19 protein-coding genes are annotated in these 20964 nt (G+C 46.6%); 5 read left to right on the top strand and 14 right to left on the bottom strand.

The features are described from left to right. Window positions 1-449: 449 nt before the first annotated feature. From ACRC6Q_RS03635 to ACRC6Q_RS03625, 3 genes are read right to left on the bottom strand one after another with little or no spacing between them, the layout of a single operon-like run. Entirely contained in the window at window positions 450-1382 is a 933-nt protein-coding gene (locus ACRC6Q_RS03635; RefSeq protein WP_223639960.1) for a DMT family transporter, read from the bottom strand. A gap of 54 nt (window positions 1383-1436) precedes the next feature. Then, window positions 1437-2498: a copper resistance D family protein gene (locus tag ACRC6Q_RS03630; RefSeq protein WP_431465831.1), complete on the bottom strand. Its 1062-nt coding sequence runs from the start codon at window positions 2496-2498 to the stop codon at window positions 1437-1439. Beyond that, window positions 2495-3022: a copper resistance CopC family protein gene (locus ACRC6Q_RS03625; protein ID WP_223639952.1), complete on the bottom strand. Its 528-nt coding sequence runs from the start codon at window positions 3020-3022 to the stop codon at window positions 2495-2497. The genes ACRC6Q_RS03630 and ACRC6Q_RS03625 overlap by 4 nt, the downstream gene beginning before the upstream one ends. Before the next feature lie 165 nt (window positions 3023-3187). On the opposite strand from ACRC6Q_RS03625, the gene ACRC6Q_RS03620 reads away from it, so the two are divergent. Further along, on the top strand, window positions 3188-5194 hold the full coding sequence (locus ACRC6Q_RS03620; protein WP_431465830.1) for an EAL domain-containing protein: 2007 nt from the start codon (window positions 3188-3190) through the stop codon (window positions 5192-5194). Beyond that, window positions 5182-5421, top strand: coding sequence for a hypothetical protein (locus ACRC6Q_RS03615; RefSeq protein WP_431465829.1), 240 nt, complete (start codon window positions 5182-5184; stop codon window positions 5419-5421). Before ACRC6Q_RS03620 ends, ACRC6Q_RS03615 begins: the two co-directional genes overlap by 13 nt. Window positions 5422-5571: 150 nt before the next feature. Here ACRC6Q_RS03615 and ACRC6Q_RS03610 read toward each other — a convergent pair whose 3' ends face one another. The 5 genes from ACRC6Q_RS03610 to ACRC6Q_RS03590 form a co-directional block, all read right to left on the bottom strand. Next, the gene (locus ACRC6Q_RS03610; protein WP_223639946.1) at window positions 5572-6039 is read right to left on the bottom strand and encodes a threonine/serine exporter family protein; all 468 of its coding nucleotides are present in this window, start codon (window positions 6037-6039) and stop codon (window positions 5572-5574) included. A gap of 12 nt (window positions 6040-6051) precedes the next feature. Continuing rightward, window positions 6052-6807 carry a threonine/serine exporter family protein gene (locus ACRC6Q_RS03605; RefSeq protein WP_223639943.1) on the bottom strand — a complete coding sequence of 252 codons (756 nt, stop codon included), beginning with the start codon at window positions 6805-6807 and terminating at the stop codon, window positions 6052-6054. 114 nt (window positions 6808-6921) lie between these two features. Further along, the gene (locus ACRC6Q_RS03600) at window positions 6922-8061 is read right to left on the bottom strand and encodes a zinc-dependent alcohol dehydrogenase (protein ID WP_223639940.1); all 1140 of its coding nucleotides are present in this window, start codon (window positions 8059-8061) and stop codon (window positions 6922-6924) included. A 107-nt stretch (window positions 8062-8168) separates the two neighbouring features. Further along, on the bottom strand, window positions 8169-10334 hold the full coding sequence (locus ACRC6Q_RS03595) for a beta-propeller domain-containing protein (RefSeq protein ID WP_431465828.1): 2166 nt from the start codon (window positions 10332-10334) through the stop codon (window positions 8169-8171). Window positions 10335-10402: 68 nt separating this feature from the next. Next, on the bottom strand, window positions 10403-11584 hold the full coding sequence (locus ACRC6Q_RS03590; RefSeq protein ID WP_431465827.1) for an alanyl-tRNA editing protein: 1182 nt from the start codon (window positions 11582-11584) through the stop codon (window positions 10403-10405). Window positions 11585-11693: 109 nt separating this feature from the next. Here ACRC6Q_RS03590 and ACRC6Q_RS03585 point away from each other — a divergent pair, with 109 nt between their 5' ends. Then, the gene (locus ACRC6Q_RS03585; RefSeq protein ID WP_223639931.1) at window positions 11694-12605 is read left to right on the top strand and encodes a diacylglycerol/lipid kinase family protein; all 912 of its coding nucleotides are present in this window, start codon (window positions 11694-11696) and stop codon (window positions 12603-12605) included. A gap of 99 nt (window positions 12606-12704) precedes the next feature. On the opposite strand, the gene ACRC6Q_RS03580 is transcribed toward ACRC6Q_RS03585, so the two are convergent. Both ACRC6Q_RS03580 and ACRC6Q_RS03575 read right to left on the bottom strand, forming a co-directional pair. Next, window positions 12705-13871 carry a saccharopine dehydrogenase family protein gene (locus ACRC6Q_RS03580; RefSeq protein WP_223639914.1) on the bottom strand — a complete coding sequence of 389 codons (1167 nt, stop codon included), beginning with the start codon at window positions 13869-13871 and terminating at the stop codon, window positions 12705-12707. A gap of 18 nt (window positions 13872-13889) precedes the next feature. Continuing rightward, complete coding sequence (locus ACRC6Q_RS03575) at window positions 13890-15371, bottom strand: aldehyde dehydrogenase family protein (protein WP_431465826.1); 1482 nt, start codon at window positions 15369-15371, stop codon at window positions 13890-13892. A 322-nt stretch (window positions 15372-15693) separates the two neighbouring features. On the opposite strand from ACRC6Q_RS03575, the gene ACRC6Q_RS03570 reads away from it, so the two are divergent. After that, on the top strand, window positions 15694-16563 hold the full coding sequence (locus ACRC6Q_RS03570; protein ID WP_223639908.1) for a MerR family transcriptional regulator: 870 nt from the start codon (window positions 15694-15696) through the stop codon (window positions 16561-16563). Beyond that, window positions 16556-16684, top strand: a complete 129-nt coding sequence (locus ACRC6Q_RS03565) for a hypothetical protein (RefSeq protein ID WP_263298663.1) — start codon at window positions 16556-16558, stop codon at window positions 16682-16684. Before ACRC6Q_RS03570 ends, ACRC6Q_RS03565 begins: the two co-directional genes overlap by 8 nt. A gap of 55 nt (window positions 16685-16739) precedes the next feature. Here the strand turns inward: ACRC6Q_RS03565 and ACRC6Q_RS03560 are convergent, their stop codons facing one another. From ACRC6Q_RS03560 to ACRC6Q_RS03545, 4 genes are all read right to left on the bottom strand, one after another. Further along, on the bottom strand, window positions 16740-17702 hold the full coding sequence (locus ACRC6Q_RS03560; protein WP_223639905.1) for a rhodanese-related sulfurtransferase: 963 nt from the start codon (window positions 17700-17702) through the stop codon (window positions 16740-16742). A 252-nt stretch (window positions 17703-17954) separates the two neighbouring features. Continuing rightward, on the bottom strand, window positions 17955-18905 hold the full coding sequence (locus ACRC6Q_RS03555) for a 2-hydroxyacid dehydrogenase (protein WP_223639902.1): 951 nt from the start codon (window positions 18903-18905) through the stop codon (window positions 17955-17957). 75 nt (window positions 18906-18980) lie between these two features. Beyond that, window positions 18981-19592 carry a DedA family protein gene (locus tag ACRC6Q_RS03550; protein ID WP_223639899.1) on the bottom strand — a complete coding sequence of 204 codons (612 nt, stop codon included), beginning with the start codon at window positions 19590-19592 and terminating at the stop codon, window positions 18981-18983. Between the two features lie 13 nt (window positions 19593-19605). Then, a complete protein-coding gene (locus tag ACRC6Q_RS03545; RefSeq protein ID WP_431465825.1) occupies window positions 19606-20694 on the bottom strand; it encodes a metallophosphoesterase in 1089 nt (362 codons plus the stop codon). Between the last annotated feature and the right edge of the window lie 270 nt (window positions 20695-20964).

Genomic DNA, 20964 nt, shown 5'->3' with positions numbered 1-20964 from the left:
ACCAAAATGTATAGCAGTGCATAATCCCCAACCGGTCCGGCCACTTCGCTTTCCGTGGGCTCAGCTTCAGCCTCCTCGTCACTGCGTTCCTGCGGGGTCTTCAGCTTTCGCTGTCCCACAGGAGTCTTCGTGGCCAGCCCGCTTGGGGCATGTTGCTTCAATCAAAGAGAGAAGCTTGCTCGTCTGTTCTAGAAAGAATAGTCCCAACAAATCTAGAAAACCCTTCACTCAAGGATCCGGAGCGCCAGGCGGCGACTCCTGCGGGGACAGCGAAGTGCCGAAATCCACTCGGGCGCCAGTCCGAGTTAGTTCGGCGCGAGCCCGTGGAAAGCGTCCGCCTGAAGCGCAGGATCCGGTTTAAACAGGATGAAATGTGTATTCATGCTTTAAATGACAGCAATATTCTTTTGTCTACAAGCTCAGCAAAACTAGTTTTGCTTTATCTATGTTTATTCAGAAGACTGCGGCTCCTGAGTCCGCCCTTTTTTCTTTTTCGTACTTCCTGCAAGCGACAGCCACGTGACGAACACCAGCATCAACAGCGCGCCGAGCATTTGAACCGGCGACAGGACCTGGCCGAACCAGAACATGGAAATGACCATTGCCGTTAAAGGCTCAAGTGATGACAAGATACTGGTTTCAACTGCCGTGATATAACGCATGCTGCTGAGGAACAGGACGAAAGCTGCTGTTCCGATGAAGATGATCGCGATGATTGCCCCAATAACAGGCGGCTCGGTTAAAATCGGCCATTCATCTGACAGGAAAACCGGGTTTACCAGCCCCAGGAAAACCCCGCCAAAAAGCATCGACCATCCCACAACAACCAAAACTCCCCATTCCTGCATGAGCCGCGCTGGATACAGCGTATAGAAGGTGAAAGCCAATCCCACGAGGATGCCCCAGAAAAAAGCTTCTCCACTGATGATCAGTTGATCCGGCCTGCCATTGGTCAGCAATAGAAATAACCCGGCTAAAGTGCCGACCATTCCGATGATCTGGTAGCTGGGCGGCATTTTTTTATGGGTCATGGAAACAAACAGAATGACATAAACAGGAGCCAAGAACTGCATCAATGTCGCCACTACTGCGTTGCTTGCTTCAATGGCCGCGACAAAGCTGTACTGGACACCAAGCATTCCCAATATCGAGAATATCAGCAAGGGCCGAACCCAATACTTATTGCGAAAAATTGCTGTAATTCGGACGCCTTTCAGTTTCAGGAACAGAAGCAACAAAAGACCCGCTACGGTCAAACGAATGGTTAAAAGAAACGGTACAGAGATACCGTAAACTTCCATTGTCCATTCCATCAAAGGACCTGTAGCTCCCCACAGTATGGCCCCGATCAATATCATGGAAATCCCTTTTAAACGTTCCATTTCCCCACTCCTTTCCATAGAAAAACCAATCCCGGAAGATTGGCTGTAAATTAATTAAAATGAAAGACTCAACATCAATCCTGCATAAAAACAGATAATGAATCCAATACCGAACAACAACGACAGCCAGGCATTCAACTGACGGGAAAAGCCCAATAGCATCAATGCCAGTAAGAGCAAGCTCAGCCCCATCAGCAGCGAGCCATTCAACGTCAAATCCAGTCCAGCTGTAAACGGGATGTATAATGGACCAGCCAATTGTTCAATAAACCATCCACCGCCTTCGATACGCAAGGTATCATTAACATCATGAGGCGGTGCCTGCTTGCTCATAAAAGCAGTAAAGACAAAGACGACAAGCAACAAAACGCTTTCAAGCTTCAACCAAGACTGCTGAAACACTTTCTGTTTGTTGAGAAATCCATTGATTAATGCTGCCAGCAGCACCGGAATGATGCTTATATGTTTCAACAGCAGCAATTGCCCATAAGGCAAAGCCCAAGAGTTTGCATAATCGGATGGTGCCACGAAAAAGAACATGATGACGATTCCGCTGGCAATAACCGCAGCTACACAGAAAAAGGCAAAAGGCGTAAACCAGGCCAGAAAACTGCGCCAGTTCGCTCCATCTTTTGTAAACCAAGCCACATGGAGCAAAACTCCAGCCCACATCGACAGAAAGAGAATATGAATTGATTGAAGCGCAAATCCAGTCCAAAGGTCAAGCGTCGAAATATGGCTATAGAAACCGACTGTCAAAATAAGCAGGAACAAATACAATCCCTGGATATGCCGACTGCCGCCAAAATAGATGGTGAGAGACAGGATGATACTGAGCAGCAAAGTGATCAACCATCCCTGTCCAATCCGAAACCCGGTAATGGCATTCAGCCAAGCTTCTCCCCAGCCTTGGCTGCCCTGCAGAAAGACCACGAGTTCATAAACCGGGAAAAATGACAGCAGAACGATGCCTGTGGCACTGAGCAGGAGCAGAATTTTAGATTCAGCAAGCGGTGGTTTTCGGTCTTCCGGTACAAATTGCAGCACGATATACCCAGCAAGATACGAAAAAGCGATATACAGCAAGACATCGGCAAATGCGGTGAAAAACGTCATTCTTTCTTCAACAGCAATTTATAGATTCCATAGATGACCAAAACAGCAGCAAGGATAAGCAAGACGGTCACCATCAAATTACCGCCAGACTCACCTTCAGCAGACTCAACGACTGGGTTTGCCAGCTCTTCCGCTACCTCAGTCTCGACTGGCGAAGTCTCCACTTCTTCCTCAGCTTCAATAGAGACACCGAACGCTACTTCTCCTTCAATCGGATGTCCGTCTTCTCCGATAATATTCCATAGAATACGATACGATCCATTCGGTAAGGTTTCCTTAAAATCCCCCACCATCGTGTCCTCTGCAATAGCAATATTGGCGAATTCGAAAGACTCACTTTCTCCTTCAATTGTCATTGTGCTGCCTTCTTCGATTTTCGTACCGAAAACCAGTTGCACTTCCTCTAAAGCTTCAGCTACATTTTCGCCTTCAGCGGGCGTTGAGGACAATAAAGTTGTATGCGCTTGAACCGAAAAAGGTATACTAATAATTAGGAATAATAATACAAAAAGTTTCTTAAACATTTTCTTACCTCTATTTTCATATGATTTATGCCTATTCTCTCACGATTACCAGCGAAAGGATAGTGAAAAATCCGTGAATTTCCTGTAGAGATTATTTTGAAAAGGATGACGATAGACCTTTTCTTCTTTATAATGAAAATAACTACGGTTAAGGAGCGTTAATGAATGAGCGAATTGCAAGGAAAACTGGCTGATACCCTCGTTTTTAATCATATCCCTTTCCCCATCATCATAATCGATAAAAACGGCTTGATTGTCTGGTGCAACCAGCATGCCGAGCGCGTTTTCCAAATAGAATCCGAAGCAGTCAAAGGACAGCTTTCTCCTTATATGAATCCCGAAAAAGCTGCATTAAGCAAACATCCATGGGATAAATTACTACATACTGAGGAACCGGTAAGATTTGAAGATGTGGAAATAGAATTGAGCGAGGGCATAAAAGCGTATACAACAGTAGTAGCCAAATCCTATACATCCGACAACGAACAGTTCGTCATGACCATCTATGAACTCGATGAAGCGGATGAAGACGGCTCTGCCCCTAAAGAATTAAATCAATTACGAAATGGTTTGGACGACTCGTTCATGCTGCTGTATTTTGATGAAGAATTTTTGATCACATATGCAAATCCATTGTTCCTGAAATTGAGCAAATGGACTCCGAAACGAATCTTAGGCAAGCCTGTATGGCATATGTTTGGAGACGGTGAAGAAGAAGTTCAATTCGTCGATTCCATTCTTTCTACGTTAAGAGAAGGGAATGTCTGGAACGGCGAAGCGAAAAAGGTGAAAAAAGACGGTGAAGTTTATTGGGTTGATTTGACAGCAATTCCGATGCAACTTTCGAGTGAAGACACGTATTATATTTTCCTGGAAAAAGACATTACAGCAAATAAGAAAGCCCAACAGCATCTCGAAGAAATCGCTTTTATCGATCCTGTGACTGGATTGGAAAATCGTCATCGGCTTGAGCAGGTAGTCAATGAATACATAGAAGAAGGTCGGCATTTCTCCTTTATTTTTCTGGATATTGACCGTTTCTATACGCTGCGCGATGTTTCCGATACAGACACGGAAAACGAATTGCTCACCGAATTCACCAAGCGCCTGCGGATGTACTTTTCCGATTCCATCATCACACGTGCCGGTCTGCATGAGTTTGCTTTAGTAACCCCTTTAAGCAATTGGTTTATCGAAGGATTTCTCCATTATCTTCAGCAACATCCGATTTACCTGAAGGGTACGGCGGTGCCGATGACCATCAGCGGCGCCATTACAAAATACCCCGAAGATCAGCAGAGCTTCATGCATTTGATCAAAGCTTCCTATGCAACAATCAAAAAAGTGAAAGATCGCGGGGGCAGTGCTATTGCCGCGTTGACATCCGATGACCATGAACGGTTGAATCGTAAAGCGCTTATCGAAAAACGGCTCATCTACGCATTGGACCGTAAGAATTTGCAGCTTTTGTACCAGCCACAGGTCAATTTGAAGAACGGTAAAGTGGAGCGCGTCGAAGCATTGGTGCGTTGGACCGATTCAGAAATCGGTGTCGTCACGCCGGATGAGCTCATCCCGATTGCAGAAGAAAATGGCTTGATCAATGAAATCGGCAGCTTCGTTATTGAAACAGCGTGCAAACAATTAAAAGACTGGAAATCCAAAGACATCGATCTGCAGATCAGCATCAACTCATCCATCCGTGAATTCAGGGACAAGGATATGGCGAAGATGCTGCTTGAACAATTGAAGGTCAATAATTGCCAAGCCAGTTCATTGATGATCGAAATCACTGAGAAATTCGCTCTCGAAGCCGAAGCAGAACGTTCGATCATGGCACAAATGAAAACTCTTCACCAAGCAGGCATAAGTTTTGCATTAGATGACTTTGGGACTGGCTACGCTTCGTTCCGCTATATGCTTATGTTGCCAATATCTTCATTAAAAATAGATCAAATGATCATACAGTCGATCACTAAACAAGAAAAAATACAAAAATTGATCAACGGCATGATCCAGTTCGGAAAATCTCTCGACTTCCAAGTAACAGCAGAAGGCGTTGAGACAAACGAACAATTTGAACTCCTGCGTGCCATGGGCTGCGACAGCCTCCAAGGCTACATCATCGGCCACCCGATGAGTGCCGAAGATTTGGAGAAATGGTTGGGGTAGACAGAAAAACGGAAGCAGCCGTTAAGCCCCGACAAGCGCTGGAAGCCTTACCGGTAATGGCGTTCTTTGCCATTGCGGGTAAGGCTGAAGCGACTCGAGGGGCTGGCTGCTGGAGCTGGACAAAGAAAAGCGGAAACGGCCGTTCAGCTCCGACAGGCAAGAGATGGCTCAAAGGTAGTTTGAGTCATCTCTTTGCGACGAAGCACAGAGTGCTGCAGGAGCAATAAGGTCTTAGGCAGACCAGCAGTGTGGCGTTCTTTGCCGCACAGCCAGCGTGGCTTATGACCCTAGAATCTGGGCACTGCAGCTGGACAACACGAAAAGTCCACCCAACCAACATATTCCCAAAACATAAAAATGGGTCTGACAAACAAGAATTATTCTTGTGTCAGGCCCATTTTTCTTTGTATTCTTCTAGCCTGCCGCTTAAAGTACAGCTGCATCAGCACTTCAGCAAAAACCAGCCCCATCGCAACAGCTCCGGAAATCATCAATGCTTCGGAAGCAAAAGCGATAGCTTCCAAGTGATTGTTTTCAACGATGTTTCTCATAGCGTTGTAGGCCTTGCTTCCCGGCACTAATGGAATAATTCCAGCGATACTGAAAATAATCATCGGCATCCGGAATTTTTTAGCCAGCAAATGTGCCACAATCGAAACAGCAAATGCGCCGGCAAAAGAAGCCTGAACCGAGTCATCAAAAGCCAGAAAGAATGCGCGGTAGATGAGCCAGCCGCTCATCCCGACCAACCCACAGCTGACCAGGGTCCGGCGCGGGGCGTTGAAGATGACACCGAACGCGCCTGCTGCCAAAAAACTGAGAAATGCTTCCAATGGCCAGTTCATCTGATTACCCCCTTAAAATGATAGTACTACTGCGATTCCAGCACCGATAGCAAATGCCGTCAAAAAAGCCTCCGCTCCCTTGGATAATCCTGATACGAAATAACCTGCCATTAAATCACGTACCGCATTGGTAATCAGCAATCCCGGAACCAGCGGCATGATGGAACCGATGATCAGCGTATCCAAATTTGTCGCGATTCCGGTATAAACAGCGATGGATGCGAGTATTCCGATGACAAAAGCACCAATGAATTCAGCAAATATTTTTACACGTGTCTCGATCAGTATGGTTTCTACTATGATGAACCCGATTCCACCGATTACAAAAGGAAAAGGAATATTGGACCAACTGCCACCCAATAAAATAAAAAAGCAGGCACTCGCCACCGAAGCAGCCAGCGTCTGCACCCATACACTGGTTCGGTAATTGGTTTGGTCAATGATCATCATTTCATCATAAGCCTGTTGCAATGTATATTCGCCGGATACCAGTTTGCGTGAAACCGAGTTGATAAGCGCCACCCGTTCCAAGTCGGTACTCCGGTTATTGATGCGGACAAATCGTGTAGCAAGCTCTTCACTTGGCGAAAACATGATGCCTGTGGGTGTTACGAAGCAATGGGAATTCACCATATTTTGTGATACCGCCATCCGGATCATCGTATCCTCAACACGATAAGTTTCAGCTCCACTTTCCATCATGATTCTGCCAGCCAGCAAAAAACAATCCAACGCGAGTTCACGCCTAGTCTCTCCTATTTGCGCCACATGCGTCTCTCCTCTCGCTGTCGGTTTCTGTACTCATCATAACGCACATAGGCAAAAAATTAAACGCCCCAGTAAATCGGGACGTTTAATAAAATTTTTATCGTGCGTGGGAAGTTATGGTTTCAGGACGACTTTCGTACAATTGTCTTGATGGTCATTGAAGATTTGATAAGCTTCACTGGCACTTTCCAACGGCACGATATGCGAAATGATTTCGCGCGGATCAAACTCGCCATTTTCGATTTTTTTATACAGCATCGGCATCAAGTGGATAACGGGTGCCTGTCCCATTTTCAAGGTGACATTCCGTTCGAACATGTTACCCAGCGGGAACATATTGTAAGTCAGTCCGTAAACACCAGTCAATTGAATGGTACCAAATTTGCTGACAGCGTCTTTCGCAATGTTAATGGCGCTGAGCGTACCACCTTGCAGCATCAGCTTTTGCTGGGCGGCTTCTGCTGGTGACTTTTTGCCGTCCATCCCTACACAATCAATGACGACATTCGCGCCCCCCTGCGTAATCTCGTGGATCAGCGCGCCCGTGTTGTCATGTTTACTGAAATCAACAATTTCTACATTGTTCATTTTTTTGGCAAGTTCCATTCGGTAAGGAATCTCATCCACTGCAATAACGCGGCTTGCACCCTGCATCCAAGCGAATTTCTGTGTCATGAGTCCAATGGGGCCACATCCCAGAACAACTACGGTATCCCCTTTTTTTACGCCGGCATTTTCAACACTCCACCAGGCTGTCGGCAGGACATCTGATAGGAACAGCAATGATTCATCTTCCAATTCGGAGGATTCAGGAATAACAAGAGGCATGAAATTGCCATAAGGTACGCGAAGATACTCAGCTTGCCCTCCTGCATAATCGCCATAGCGCTCCGTTAACCCAAAATACCCGCCCGTATCGAAATGGGGATTGCCATTTGAGTTGTCACATTGGCTCTCTAATTCATTGCTGCAATAAAAACAGTGGCCACAGCTGACGTTAAAAGGAAGGACGATGCGATCGCCTTTTTTCACTTTGGTGACATCCGGTCCGACTTCTTCCACAATCCCCATTGGCTCATGGCCAATGACGGTGTCTTTTGTCGTCGGCAATGCACCTTGATAAATATGTAAATCTGTACCGCAAATAGCAGTTGAAGTTATTTTTACAATGATGTCGTCTTTTTTCTGAAGTTCAGGATCCTTAACATTTTTCACCTGCATATTTTTTGTTCCTTGAAACGTTACTGCTTTCATCGATATCCCTCCAGTTATAGTTTTCAGAATACTTCTCAACTTCCCTTTTTCTGCTAATTGAAAACATAAAAAAAAAGAAGAGGGCGATAAAAACACGCCTCTTCCCGCTATTTATCAAACACCAGACTACCGATTGGTTCGAATGTATCCAATCCATAGCTTTTGATTTCACCATTTGCCACTGTGTACAATTCCCCGCCAACATAGAGGATGCGCTGAATGGCCGTATTCCAGTCTTCGTATTGGTCATCGGTTTGTTCAATTAAATTTGCTGCTTGTGAAATTCCGTCTGGTGTAATTGTGTAGATCAGTGCACCTTCCCCTTCAAACTCCACATAGTCACCACCCGTTTCTGCGTATAGCGCAGCAGGAAAACCAAACAGGTTTTTTTCCTGATGCGTGAACAATGCTTTGTGGTCATATTGGAGCGCCGAATAGGTTCCGGGTCCACCGATAATCTCTGTATCTTTTTCAAGTGGGTCAGTAAAATCGCTGACATCAAATAAAGAAATTTTCATGCCGCCTGTCACGACCCGAGGTTCTCCGCCTTTTACTGGCACCAGTTTCGTATCATAGCCAAAGCCGATCAAATGATTCTCATCCAACGGGTGAAGATAATTTGAGAAGCCCGGTATTTTCAGTTCTCCGAGCACTTCTGGAGAAGATGGGACAGAAACATCAATGACGAAAAGCGGATCCGTTTCTTTAAAAGTCACCATGTAGGCTTTTTGTTCAATAAAACGGGCTGAATAGATCCGTTCTCCGGGAGCCAGATCTTCCACTGATCCCACTTGGTTCATCTGCCCATCGAGGATGAACAGATGATTTTTCGACGGGGAAGTCAAGTCCCATGCAATTCCTTCTGTTGTTACTGCCCTAAAGTAGCCATTGTATTCATCCATGGAAAACTGATTGAGCAAAGAACCTGTTATTTCTGCAGAAGCGAGGAAATCGACAGCTGTTCCGCTCAAACTGAATTTAAAGACTTCAGTATTTGCCTGCTGTGGCAGCCAGATAGCCATTTCCCTGTTGCCCGGCATTTGCTCCTCATCCAACGGAACATAAGCAGACGCTGTTAAATAGAGACTTTCTTCATTCATGTAAAGCTGCTCATTGCCTCCTAAAAACCCTTCTGTCGAGATGTCGTTGGTTTCAGGAGCATTCAAGTCGATGGTTGTAATGACGCTGTAGCTGCCCTCCATAGTCCCCGGCAAAACCGCGATGCTGTCATAAGGCAGAGGCTGAAGCTCGCCTCCGTCATTTGAGTCATACCGATGCGGCCGCAGTTCAGGTTCATCTTGCTCTTCCAGCACCCAATAATCCGGATAGACGTTGGTGACAAAGTAAAGGACATTGTTTGCCAGCCTTGCGCCACTTAAATTTCCTTCAGCGCCGAATTCACGGATCAACTGAGGAGATTCGGGGCTACTGATGTCATATAAATAGACAGAGGTGATGCCTAAATGCGGCAATTGGCTGTGCGGCAGCTGAAAGTTATCGATTGGCATGGCTGAAAAACGGCTTCCCATGACCACCAATGTATCTTCCGATAAGAAAAGCTGCTGCGGGTAGGTTTCTTCTGTAAAGGGCAGCTCAGCTGCGACCACCATCTCCTGCGGATTTTGGACATCCGAAATCACCACACGCGATTCACTGATGGAGTAGATATACGAACCATCCGTTTTCACAAGATCGGCTTCATCCACACCTTCCACCTGGTTATTGGTAGTCGAATAATCCCCATTCGCTCCCGAGCTTCCGCTTTCACCTGCTGCAGAGTCAGCGGATTCCGCGGTCTCTTCACTGCCTTCCTGCATGATGCCTCCGAATTGCCGGTTGTTTTGTTGCATTTCCATCAGACGCGCGAAATAGTTCCGCAACTCTTCTTCACCTGATAGTTTTTCCAGTTGTTCCTGTACAGCGAAAGAAACTTCTGTATCCACTAAACTTTTCATAAAACTGTTCTTTAATGCTGCATTTTTGATATGCAATTGGTATTCACCTATTGGGATCCCCCGAATTTCCAGCGTCTTTCCATTTTCATGGATAAACATTTCGGTGTCGACACGGTCACCATTTTCATCCGTGATGTATATATACCCCTTATCAATGGCTTCCTGATGGAGCGATGAAGAGAAATTGGCTTTCCACCCCTGCTCCGCTAAAGCAACAGAGGAAGCGCTGACTGATACTTTATCATTGAAAAAAACAAACGCCAGACCGGCAACTGCAATCGCAATGGCAGCAATGAGCCAGATTTTTTTCTTCTTCATGACCACTCACGCCCTTTCAGACATCCCTTTTTCCATTAGACAGAGAAGCACTGGAAAAGTTACACATTTCACTTGAAATTTTTTAGGGCTGACCGGAAAACATCCTTGAATATTTCCGGTGAGTTATCGGTAGCACCGCCACCTTGAGCAAATTGTGCGTTTCCTCCGCCTTTGCCTCTAGTCAACGCCAAAAGTTGCTGCAACACTTCACGCATATCGCCCGGCGCCTGTTCCCCTCTTGCACAGACAAAGCGTACATCTCCTTCTGAAGTACTGATGAACAGCACGGTTACTGAAGGATTTTTAACAATCACCAAGCGGGCAAGCTGCTGCAGTTCCTTAATCGGACGGCCTTCAAAGAGCTTTTCTATAATTCCATTAGCCGGATTAATCGTCTCAGCTTCCAGGTTCAGCAGTTGTTCCTGAAGATTTTTGATTGCTTTGTCAGCAGACGCCTTGTCTGCCAATAGAGTTTTCGCTGCCTGCGGCAATTCGGCAGCCGGTGCATTCAGTTGAGTCACCAGTTTATCAGTCGTTTCCATCAAAAAGTTAAAATGCTGCAAGGCACGATCACCGCATAAAAAATAAACCCGCATTCCGCCTTTGGCTTTCTCTGTAGAGATGATCTTCAACAAACCGATATCCGCTGTATTTTTGGGATGGGTGCCTCCGCAGGGATTGAAATCAATTCCTGCAATTTCAACCAGCCGAATGTCCCCTTCCACTACCGGCGGCTTTCTCAGATTCAGCTCTTTTGCTTGTTCGGAAGTGATCCAGCGTTCGGAAATTGAAAGGCATTGGCGGATTAACCCATTCGCCTTATTCTCAACCGCCAGCAGTTGTTCTTTTGTTGCCGAATCCAAGTCCAAATCGATGGAGACCCGTTCTTTTCCTAAATGAAAACTTTGGGTTTTGAAACCGAAATCGTCTTCAAGCAAAGCACTCAGTAAATGTTGCCCCGCGTGCTGCTGCATATGATCCCATCTTCTTTGCCAATCCACATTGGCAGAAAAGTTGCCTTTCGGCAGCTGAATATCTGTGTAATGACGGATTTCGCCTTCGACAGACTGTACATCCAGCACTTTGGCAGGTCCAATCTCTCCCTGATCCGCCGGCTGTCCGCCGCCTTCAGGATAGAAGCAGCTTTGGTCCAGGATAGCGTAATAGCCGGCTGCATCCTTTCCGCTGTCCATCACGCCCACACGAGCTTCTGAAATTTCCGAATCCTGGTAATATAATTTAATTGTCATATTGGCACCTCTTTTTTATAGTTGCTTTCATTTTACTGGCTTCCATTGTTTATGTATTCTTGATTAGTGGAATTATATAAGCAAATAGAAGTACAGGAGGACATATGAAATGCCTAAGTTCAATCGTTCCGTATTATTGTATAACGGCAATGCAGGAGCGTCTACGGTAGACTCTGTTCTGCGGCTGGCTGTACCTCATCTGGCTGAAGCGTCCAAGTCACTCGAGCTGATCAAAACCGATTCGCCGGAGGAATTCGAGAATGCCTGCCAAACTGCTGCTACGCATGCGGATATTCTGTTTATTGCCGGAGGCGATGGAACTGTCCATTCTGCGGTCCGCGCTTTGGCCTCCGTTCCCGCTCCGCCTCCAATGGCTATTATTCCAAGTGGTACCTGTAATGATTTCGCACGCACCTTGAACATTCCTTTAGACTTGGACTTAGCGGCTTCAGAATTGGTCAATGGGGAAATTAAAGAGATCGATACAGGAAAAATCAACGGCGGCTCTTTTCTCAATTTTGCCGGCATCGGCCTGATTACTGATGCTTCTTCAAACATTGATCCCCACCTAAAAGAACGTTATGGAAAAATCAGCTATTTCATGAGCGCGCTTCAGTCCATGCGGCAGGCAGAACCATTTCCAGTGCATTTGAAGATTGACGGAATCAGCTATGCCGAGGAGGGTGTGCTGGTGCTTGTCATGAATGGCAAGTCGATCGGTACACACAACTTTCCACTCGCAACGATCGACCCGACAGATGGACTGCTGGACCTGTTTATTATCCAAACTTCATCTTTGGCCGCTTTACGAGAGTGGTTTTCTTTATCACAGCCTGAAGTGGTCGCAGAGGAATTGGAGCATATCACCCATTACCAGGGAAAATCCATTTCCATCAAAACAGAAGAAGAACTCGATGTGGATACCGATGGCGAAATCTATTTGACCACGCCACTCGACATCGAGATTCAGCCTGCCAGCCTGAAAATGCTGGTCCCGAAAAAAGTGGAAGAACTTCTATAAGAAATGAAAAGAAGGATGGCGCCGTCTGGGGCCATCCCTCTTTTACTGTTTGACCATACATACTTTAGCGCTCTTTGTTCTATAGATACACACAAACCTTTAATTCTGAAGAGCTGAACGGTGAACGGTTTCTTTGATTTCTACACCGCGCTTTGCCATCTCTGCAATATATTCGTCTCCTGGAACAACCATTTCCGGTGGGTAGGCACCCGCCTTATCGATTATGCCTTTGCCGATCATCTGTGCGACAACTGAAATGGTATAGGCGGTCGCACGCGCCATTGCGGTAACGCCCGTATCAGGATCTTTCACCGTCACCATATTGTATTCATAGCTGATATCCTCACCAGCCTTCACGCCTGACACCATTACCCGCAGAACGACAGCATCCTGCTTGTCCCCAAGTGCCGTTATGGGTTCCAGCACAGCCTTCAAGACCGAACGCAGCTTCACTTCATGACCTTCCACTTGGACTGTTTTTGTCCGGTCGGTAAAGCCCAAATCAACCAATAGTTTAAATTTCTCGGCATGGCCTTTGTAGCGCAATGTTTTGTATTCCAGTGAATTTACATCGCTGAAGGTATCCGTCAACGTCGACGTTCCTCCAGATGTATGGAAGGCTTCCAATTCACCGAAGCCTTCAAACTCGATATGTTCAATTTCAGATAAGGATTCAACTTCCAACAGTTTCCCTTCACGGATGACATGGGATTTATCCGTGTAATGGTCGAACACGCCTTCCAGCGAAAAAACATGATTGTATTCGAGCGGCGGTTCCGGATGGACAGGAATGCCCCCGACATACAAACGGATATCAGAGACCTGGTCAAGCTTGCTGGCACCATATCCTGCGAGGATGTTGATCATTCCAGGCGCTACCCCTAAGTCAGGAATGAGCGTGACGCCCTTTTGCTGTGCCTGTTCATGCAATTCCAGCACAGCATCCGTCGCTCCGCCAATATGGCCGCCCAAATCTACAGCGTGGACACCGCATTCAAGCGCAGTAGCCGCCACTTTTTCATTGAAGGTATAGAAAAGGGCATTGATGACGATATCTCCTTTTGCAATCACTGCCGCCAATGCTTCATCATTGGCCGCATCCAATTCCAGCACTTCCAGCTTGCTGCTGCCGAGCTGTTCTTTGAAGAGTTTGGCCTGTTCAGTATTCCGATCTGCTAAGAACACCAATTCCACAGCATTGTCAGCGACCAAGTCCCGAGCCGCCTGCTTCCCCATCAAGCCTGCACCTAATACGACGACTTTCATCTCTCTATCCCCTTTCCCTTAAACTTCATTGTCGATTTGCGCACGCTGCAATTTACCGCTGTAATCGACATAGACGCTTTTCCACTCCGTAAAGACATCCAATGCCGCAACGCCTGAATCGCGGTGGCCGTTGCCTGTGCCTTTCGTCCCGCCGAACGGCAAGTGAATTTCCGCTCCTGTCGTTCCTGCGTTTATATAGACGATCCCTGTATCCAAATCACGCTGAGCTTTGAACGCACGGTTGACATCAGCCGTATAGATAGAGCTGGACAAACCATAGATCACACCATTATTGACATCAATAGCCTCTTCAAAACTCGACACTTCGATCATCGATACGACTGGGCCAAAAATCTCTTCCTGCGCAATACGCATATCCGGCGTCACATCCGCAAACAATGTCGGAGCGTAATAGTTCCCTTTATCGTAGATGCCGCCTGTCAGGATTTCTCCGCCAACTAACAGGCTGGCTCCTTCTTCTTGGCCAATCGTGATATAGGAATGGATTTTTTCAAGAGCTTTTCGATTGATGACCGGTCCCACTTTAATCGATTCATCCGTGCCATCGCCAATCGTCAAGGTATCCATTTTCGACAGCAGACGCTTCTGCAACTCCTCTTTGACCTCTGTATGGACAATCACCCTGCTGCAGGCCGTACAGCGCTGGCCGGCCGTACCGAATGCACTCCACAAGATCCCTTCCACAGCCAAATCCAGGTCAGCATCCTCCATGACAATGACAGCATTTTTGCCACCCATTTCAAGTGATACTTTTTTCAGGTTGCGCCCTCCCGCTTCTGCCACTTTACGTCCTGTCTCAGTCGATCCCGTAAATGAAATGACCCGCACGCCTTCATGTTCAATGAGTGCGGTCCCGACCTCTGAACCCGCTCCAAAGACAATATTGGCGACGCCTTCGGGAAGGCCGACTTCTTCAAATATCTTCGCCATTTCATAAGCCATCATCGGCGTTTCGGTTGCTGGCTTCCAAACAAAGGTATTGCCGGCCACAATCGCCGGAAACGATTTCCAGGTAGCGATGGCTATCGGGAAATTCCATGGAGTAATGAGCCCCACCACACCAATCGGAGAACGGACGCTCATCGCGAATTTGTCCGCCAGTTCCGATGGCGTCGTTTCACCGAACAGTCGCCTGCCTTCCCCGGCCATGTAATAGGCCATGTCGATTCCTTCTTGAACTTCGCCACGCCCTTCTTCGATGACCTTCCCCATTTCTTTGGTCAACACTTGAGCCAACTGTTCTTTTCTCTCTTTCATCAGCCGCCCGATTTCATATAAATAATCCGCACGCTTGGGTGCCGGAACTTTCGCCCATTTTTTCTGTGCTGTCTGGGCCGCCTTGACCGCTGCATCGACATCTTCTGCCGTAGACATGCGGACCTGTGCCAACTCGTTCCCGTTTGCCGGGTTCAGAACTGGCCGGAATTTCGCCGTTTCATCCTGCTGCCATTTGCCGTTTACAAAATTGGTCAATTTCATTGTCATTACTCCTTTCATAAAGAGGTTAATGATAGCGCTTTCAATTTCATTATTTCATAGATATCTAGTAAATCCTAGGAGATTTCTGAAATATCTGTTTTTATTTTTTCAGCTAATCCCTTAAATAACCTTCCAATCTTAGAGTGAAGATTAAAAGGACTATTTTTATATACAAATCTGCAGCAGGCATTATAAGCCGTCAAACTGTTCTTCGACTTTTTAACAGCTATGATACAGAAATAATACATTTTCACATCTTTTCCCCTAAACTATTGACACTGACGGTGCGTTATAGTGTATTTTAAAGAGAGAGGTGATTAGATTGTACAAAGTACAAGAAGTAGCAAAAATAGCGGGCGTGAGTGTCCGAACTCTCCATCACTATGACAGCATCGGTTTACTGAAACCATCAAATATCGGAACCAACCGATATCGTTATTACAATGGAGCAGATTTGAAATTGCTTCAACAGATTTTGTTCTTGAAGGAACTGGATTTTTCATTAAAGAAAATCCAAGAGCTAGTAGCTGATGGCATTGATCGGGAATATGCATTGGTGCAGCACATCGAATTGCTGGAACAGAAAAAACAACGCATCGAAAACCTGATCCGCAATGCGGAACTGACCCAGCAAGAGCTGCAGGGTGCGCAGAGTTTGACCGATACAGAACGGTTTTCCGCTTTCGCGACCAGCAAAGCAGAAGACTTGATGAAGAAATACCAAAAACCGGGCATCGGCATAGCTGTTTTGGAACCGGTTGAACCGCAGCTGGAATCCTTGCAGGCTGCATCCGGCGGATACGGTGAAGAATCAGCTGTTGCCGTAGCGGTCGCTCCCGTTGAAACAGCTCTAAACGAAGAACCTGCCGCAACACTGAGCGAGCCTGTACAAGTGGAAAAAGAAGAAGAGGATTTGGATGAGATCAACCGCGAAGGAGACCGCATTTACAACACGGTTGCCAGCTTGATGCACCTGCCTCCACAGGCGGATGCCGTCCAACTCGAAATGAAAGCATATTATACGCTTTTGAACCGTTTCTATGACTGTTCACCGAAAATGTTCCGCGGTCTCGGCGATCTATACGCATCAGACAGCCGTTTCGCCAAGAATATCGACCAGCACGGCAAAGGCTTGGCCAAATACCTGAAAGATGCGATGTACGTCTACGCCGAAGGTTTACAGGATGCTTGAGCTGATCGGGCCATGCAGTAATTGTGGCAAAGACGTCTATTGCCGTGATGGTTTTCTCGATGGCGTATATGTAGACGCGGAATTGGTCTGCTTCGACTGCCAGGAAGAAGTCGAAAAATAAACTGAGCAAAATAAAAGAAGCTGCCGAATCAATCGGCAGCTTCTTTTGCATTCATTTATACTTCAGTTGTTTCTTTCAAGGCATCCAGACGCGCCTGTACCTGCTCCCCAGTCAAACCGTGTTCAAAAGCATAACGGTTGCGCGGGTGTTCGCGGCACTCGTCTGAACATGACCGCATGTACTTGTGTTCGTTTTCTTCAGAAGCCAGAATCTTCGCGTTGCAATCTGGATTTGCGCAGTTCACATAGCGTTCGCAAGGTTCGCCTGTAAAATGATCTTTGCCGACAATCACGTGTTCCAATTGGTTTACCGGAACAGCAATACGCTCATCGAATACGTATAATTGGCCATCCCATAGGTCACCTTTCACTTCAGGGTCTTTTCCATAAGTGACAATGCCCCCGTGCAATTGAGCGACATCCTCAAAGCCTTCTTTTTTAAGCCAGCCAGAGAATTTTTCACAGCGGATTCCGCCTGTGCAATACGTCAAAATTTTCTTGCCTTCAAATTGCTCTTTGTTATCGCGGATCCATTCAGGAAGGTCACGAAAGTTTTCGATATCCGGACGGACCGAGTTGCGGAAATGCCCAAGGTCATATTCATAATCATTGCGCGCATCCAAAACGATCGTGTCCTGCTCCTGCATTTGTTTGTAGAATTCGACCGGCTCCAGATAAGTCCCTGTCAGTTCGTTCGGATTGATGTCTTCTTCCAGTCCGAGATGAACAATTTCTTTTTTCGCACGTACGTGCATTTTTTTAAACGCGTGTCCTTCAGCGGCATCAATTTTAAAAACGATGTCGGAGAAGCGCGGATCGCTTTTCAACATTTCCATATAAGCTTCAGTTTGTTCGATGGTTCCTGAACACGTCCCATTGATCCCTTCTTCGGATACGAGGATCCGGCCTTTCAGCTCGAGTCCTTTGCATGCTGCCAAATGCTCAACCGCAAATTCCTCCGGGTTTTCAATCGATGTATATAAATAATAAAGTAAAACGTTGTGTGTATGATTTTGCATGAATCATACCTCCTATTTCCTCAATTTGCTTCTGTGCCGTAAAGGCAGCAAAACCTCAATCATTTTACAATAAATAACGCCAAACTTCAACTTCTGCAAAGCTGGAAAAGTGCAGGGCCCAAGTTGATGCCTTGCGCTATGCTCTATATCCCATTGCAGAAGGGCCACCTTGCCCCGTTTAGATCCAACCGGCAGGCGGTTCTTACATTTCAAAAAAGGCAACTGAACGTCAGCTGCCTTTTCCTGCCTCACTCAGCAGACTCTATTTTTCACTGATTTATTTTCCAGGCACGCCTTGATTGCTTCGGCATTCAAAGCCATCATTTCAAGACGGGTTTGAACAGTGGCACTGCCGATATGCGGCAGCACTGTCACATTCGGCAGCGTCAATAAGGGATGGTCCAACGGCACCGGTTCCTGTTCAAACACATCGAGGCCAGCACCCCAAAGTTTGTTTTCTTTCAATGCTTCATACAAAGCCATTTCATCGACGATGCCTCCTCTGGCGACATTGATCAAACAGGCCGTTTCTTTCATCAAGGCCAGCTCGTCCGCTCCGATCATCCCTTCTGTTTCAGGCGTCAACGGCGTCAGAATCACGACATAATCCGAAACCTTCAATAGCTCCTCAAATTCGGCATAACGTACATCTTCCAAACTCCGGCGCGTACGGTTGTGATACAGGACATCCATACCAAAACCGTGGGCTCGCCTGGCCACGGCTTCACCGATCCGTCCCATTCCAATGATGCCAAGCGTGGCACCAGCAACGTTCTGGCCAGTCATCCCCATCGGCGTCCAAGATTTCCATTCCCCTGAACGAACCGTTTTTTCTGCTTCAATGATTCTGCGGGCGGTTGCCAACATTAAGGCAAAGGTCAGGTCTGCTGTGGATTCCGTTAAGACGTCCGGTGTATTGGTGACGGTCACGCCATGTTTTCTGGCAGCCTCCAAGTCGATATTGTTATAGCCAACTGCCAGGTTACTGACGATTTTCAAATTGGGTGCCGCTTCAAACACCTCATTGTCTACTTGGTCGGACAGCATGGTCCAAAGCGCATGTGCCTCTTTCGCTTCTTCCAGTAATTTTTCGCGCGGCGCAGGGGTGTCTTCATCCGCCCACATCCGGACTTCATATAATTCTTCTAATTCAACTACTGCCTGGTCCGGCAACTTTTGCGTAATGAATACGATCGGCTTCATAGAAACCCTCCATCCTCTATTATCCCATTATTATAACAATTTAAAAAACTGCCGGCAATTGCCAGCAGTTTCCTGTTAGTCACGCGTTCTTATTTTTTTGATGTAATACCAGATAGCCACGATGGCGCCCAGCCCAATCAATGCATAGACCGCGTTGGAGTAAAGCTCCAATTGCCGCATGATCTGCTCCCGATTTTCTCCGACTGCTTCACCGACAAACACCAACACCGTATTCCACAGCAAGGTGCCGAGAGTGGTGAAGCTTATGAATAACCAGAACTTCATATTCGACATCCCGGCAGGAATGGAAATCAAGCTGCGGAGCAATGGGACCAAGCGGCCAAAGAACACAGTCCAAACACCAAAGCGATCAAACCAAGCGTCCGCTTTGTAGATATCTTCCTTCTTTACACGCAGCCAATTGCCATATTTGTCGATGATCTTTTCCAGCCGCTCAACATCCAGCAATAAACCGACGCCATACAAAATAACTGCTCCAAGGACTGATCCGGCAGTGGATGCCAGTACTACTCCCGGTATCGTCATTTCAGTCGTTGTCGTCATAAATCCACCGACCGTCAAAATCACTTCCGACGGAATCGGCGGAAATACGTTTTCCAACATGATGAGCAGGAAAATTCCAAAGTAGCCATAATCTGACATGACTGAAGTAATCCAATCTTCCATGTAAACACTCCTCTTACGAAGTTGGCCGGAAATTCATCTTGACCGACCACAACTCTGAACGGCTTCCAATCCGCAATGGCGGTCCCCAGAAGCCGAATCCTGAAGACACCAAAAAATGCGTTTTCTTAATTAGACGGTAGCCGTAATCCAACTCAAAAATTCGCTTCGTCAATAGATGGTTTGGCCACATCTGGCCTTTGTGGGTGTGCCCAGACATATGAAAGTCCGCACCTAACTCGACCGGCATCTTCAGATCGGAAGGGGTATGGTCCATCACAATCCAGGGCAGCTTCCCTTTTTGCGGCTTCAGCTGAGACAGCGGACGCCGTTTCCCGTTGGTCCGGTCTTCACGCCCCGTCAAATAAAAACGATTCGCGATCAGAATAGTTTCATCTCTTAAGATATTCACACCTGATTTTTCCATCATCCGCACCAATAACGGGATTTTTTTGCCGTAATACTCATGATTGCCCAAAACGCCATAGACGCCAAGAGATGGGTTCAACTGCTCCATCACTTCTGACATGCCATAACGCGCATACCAAATCGGATCGTCATCCACCAGGTCTCCTGCTAAAAACACAACATCCGGCTCAAGCGAGTTGGTTTTTTCAACAAAACGCCGCAAATGCCTTTTGCCTGATAAAACACCCAGATGGAAATCAGAACCGATAACCATATGCAGCGGCTCTGCCTCTTGCCCTTCCACTGTGAGCTCCAACTTACGGACAACCGGGCTATAGGCCAAATAAGTGCCGACAATGAAGATCGCAAGCAAAATGATGCCCGTTGCCGATCCGATGAAAAACACATCGTCTCTAAAATTTACCATCAGCACGATGAGATTCGCCACGGGTATCAGTAGAATCGCATACTGCAAAAAAGCGAACCAATACGAACCGAGAATCGTAAAGCCAAGCCATTTATGGCCGATCCGCCCGATGACATAACTGTAGGCGAAAATCAGCCAGAGAACCGCAAAGAACCAAGGATTGGCACCATCCACAAAACTGTTCATCCAGCTGTAGACTGCCCAGCCGAGATAAGCAATAAGCCCGGTATAGATTAATAAGGCACCGCCAATGCCCGTCAGTATTTTCATAGAAAAACGCCTCTTTCTTCTTTATAAGATGGACCATATACAAAGTTCATTGTTCTCAATGCATTAGTTAAAAGCCAGTTTCTTCAGTTCAACTTGTATCGTGAAAATTATTATAGCATTCCATCTGCCAATCTTTCGCAGCAGAACTCCTGAAAGTCGGATGTAGATGCTTCTACGCCTCAGGACCTAGTAAAAGATGCAGTCAGAGACCGTATTGGAAAATGCGCCCGCTTAGTATGATTAGGGTAGAAATTGAGAGGAGGAAACAAG

It is taken from the genome of Planococcus sp. SE5232 (assembly GCF_050686535.1).
Classification (GTDB): domain Bacteria; phylum Bacillota; class Bacilli; order Bacillales_A; family Planococcaceae; genus Planococcus.
Note: the sequence above shows the minus strand (reverse complement) of the source record. Positions and strands in the feature narration are given on the sequence as shown.

Excerpts from the sequence above, each read along its gene's own strand:
- ACRC6Q_RS03635 (WP_223639960.1), bottom strand. The coding sequence starts at position 1,382 with ATGGAACGTTTAAAAGGGATTTCCATGATATTGATCGGGGCCATACTG.
- ACRC6Q_RS03630 (WP_431465831.1), bottom strand. The coding sequence starts at position 2,498 with ATGACGTTTTTCACCGCATTTGCCGATGTCTTGCTGTATATCGCTTTT.
- ACRC6Q_RS03625 (WP_223639952.1), bottom strand. The coding sequence starts at position 3,022 with ATGTTTAAGAAACTTTTTGTATTATTATTCCTAATTATTAGTATACCT.
- ACRC6Q_RS03620 (WP_431465830.1), top strand. The coding sequence starts at position 3,188 with ATGAGCGAATTGCAAGGAAAACTGGCTGATACCCTCGTTTTTAATCAT.
- ACRC6Q_RS03615 (WP_431465829.1), top strand. The coding sequence starts at position 5,182 with ATGGTTGGGGTAGACAGAAAAACGGAAGCAGCCGTTAAGCCCCGACAA.
- ACRC6Q_RS03610 (WP_223639946.1), bottom strand. The coding sequence starts at position 6,039 with ATGAACTGGCCATTGGAAGCATTTCTCAGTTTTTTGGCAGCAGGCGCG.
- ACRC6Q_RS03600 (WP_223639940.1), bottom strand. The coding sequence starts at position 8,061 with ATGAAAGCAGTAACGTTTCAAGGAACAAAAAATATGCAGGTGAAAAAT.
- ACRC6Q_RS03595 (WP_431465828.1), bottom strand. The coding sequence starts at position 10,334 with ATGAAGAAGAAAAAAATCTGGCTCATTGCTGCCATTGCGATTGCAGTT.
- ACRC6Q_RS03590 (WP_431465827.1), bottom strand. The coding sequence starts at position 11,584 with ATGACAATTAAATTATATTACCAGGATTCGGAAATTTCAGAAGCTCGT.
- ACRC6Q_RS03585 (WP_223639931.1), top strand. The coding sequence starts at position 11,694 with ATGCCTAAGTTCAATCGTTCCGTATTATTGTATAACGGCAATGCAGGA.
- ACRC6Q_RS03580 (WP_223639914.1), bottom strand. The coding sequence starts at position 13,871 with ATGAAAGTCGTCGTATTAGGTGCAGGCTTGATGGGGAAGCAGGCGGCT.
- ACRC6Q_RS03575 (WP_431465826.1), bottom strand. The coding sequence starts at position 15,371 with ATGAAATTGACCAATTTTGTAAACGGCAAATGGCAGCAGGATGAAACG.
- ACRC6Q_RS03565 (WP_263298663.1), top strand. The coding sequence starts at position 16,556 with ATGCTTGAGCTGATCGGGCCATGCAGTAATTGTGGCAAAGACGTCTAT.
- ACRC6Q_RS03560 (WP_223639905.1), bottom strand. The coding sequence starts at position 17,702 with ATGCAAAATCATACACACAACGTTTTACTTTATTATTTATATACATCG.
- ACRC6Q_RS03555 (WP_223639902.1), bottom strand. The coding sequence starts at position 18,905 with ATGAAGCCGATCGTATTCATTACGCAAAAGTTGCCGGACCAGGCAGTA.
- ACRC6Q_RS03550 (WP_223639899.1), bottom strand. The coding sequence starts at position 19,592 with ATGGAAGATTGGATTACTTCAGTCATGTCAGATTATGGCTACTTTGGA.
- ACRC6Q_RS03545 (WP_431465825.1), bottom strand. The coding sequence starts at position 20,694 with ATGAAAATACTGACGGGCATTGGCGGTGCCTTATTAATCTATACCGGG.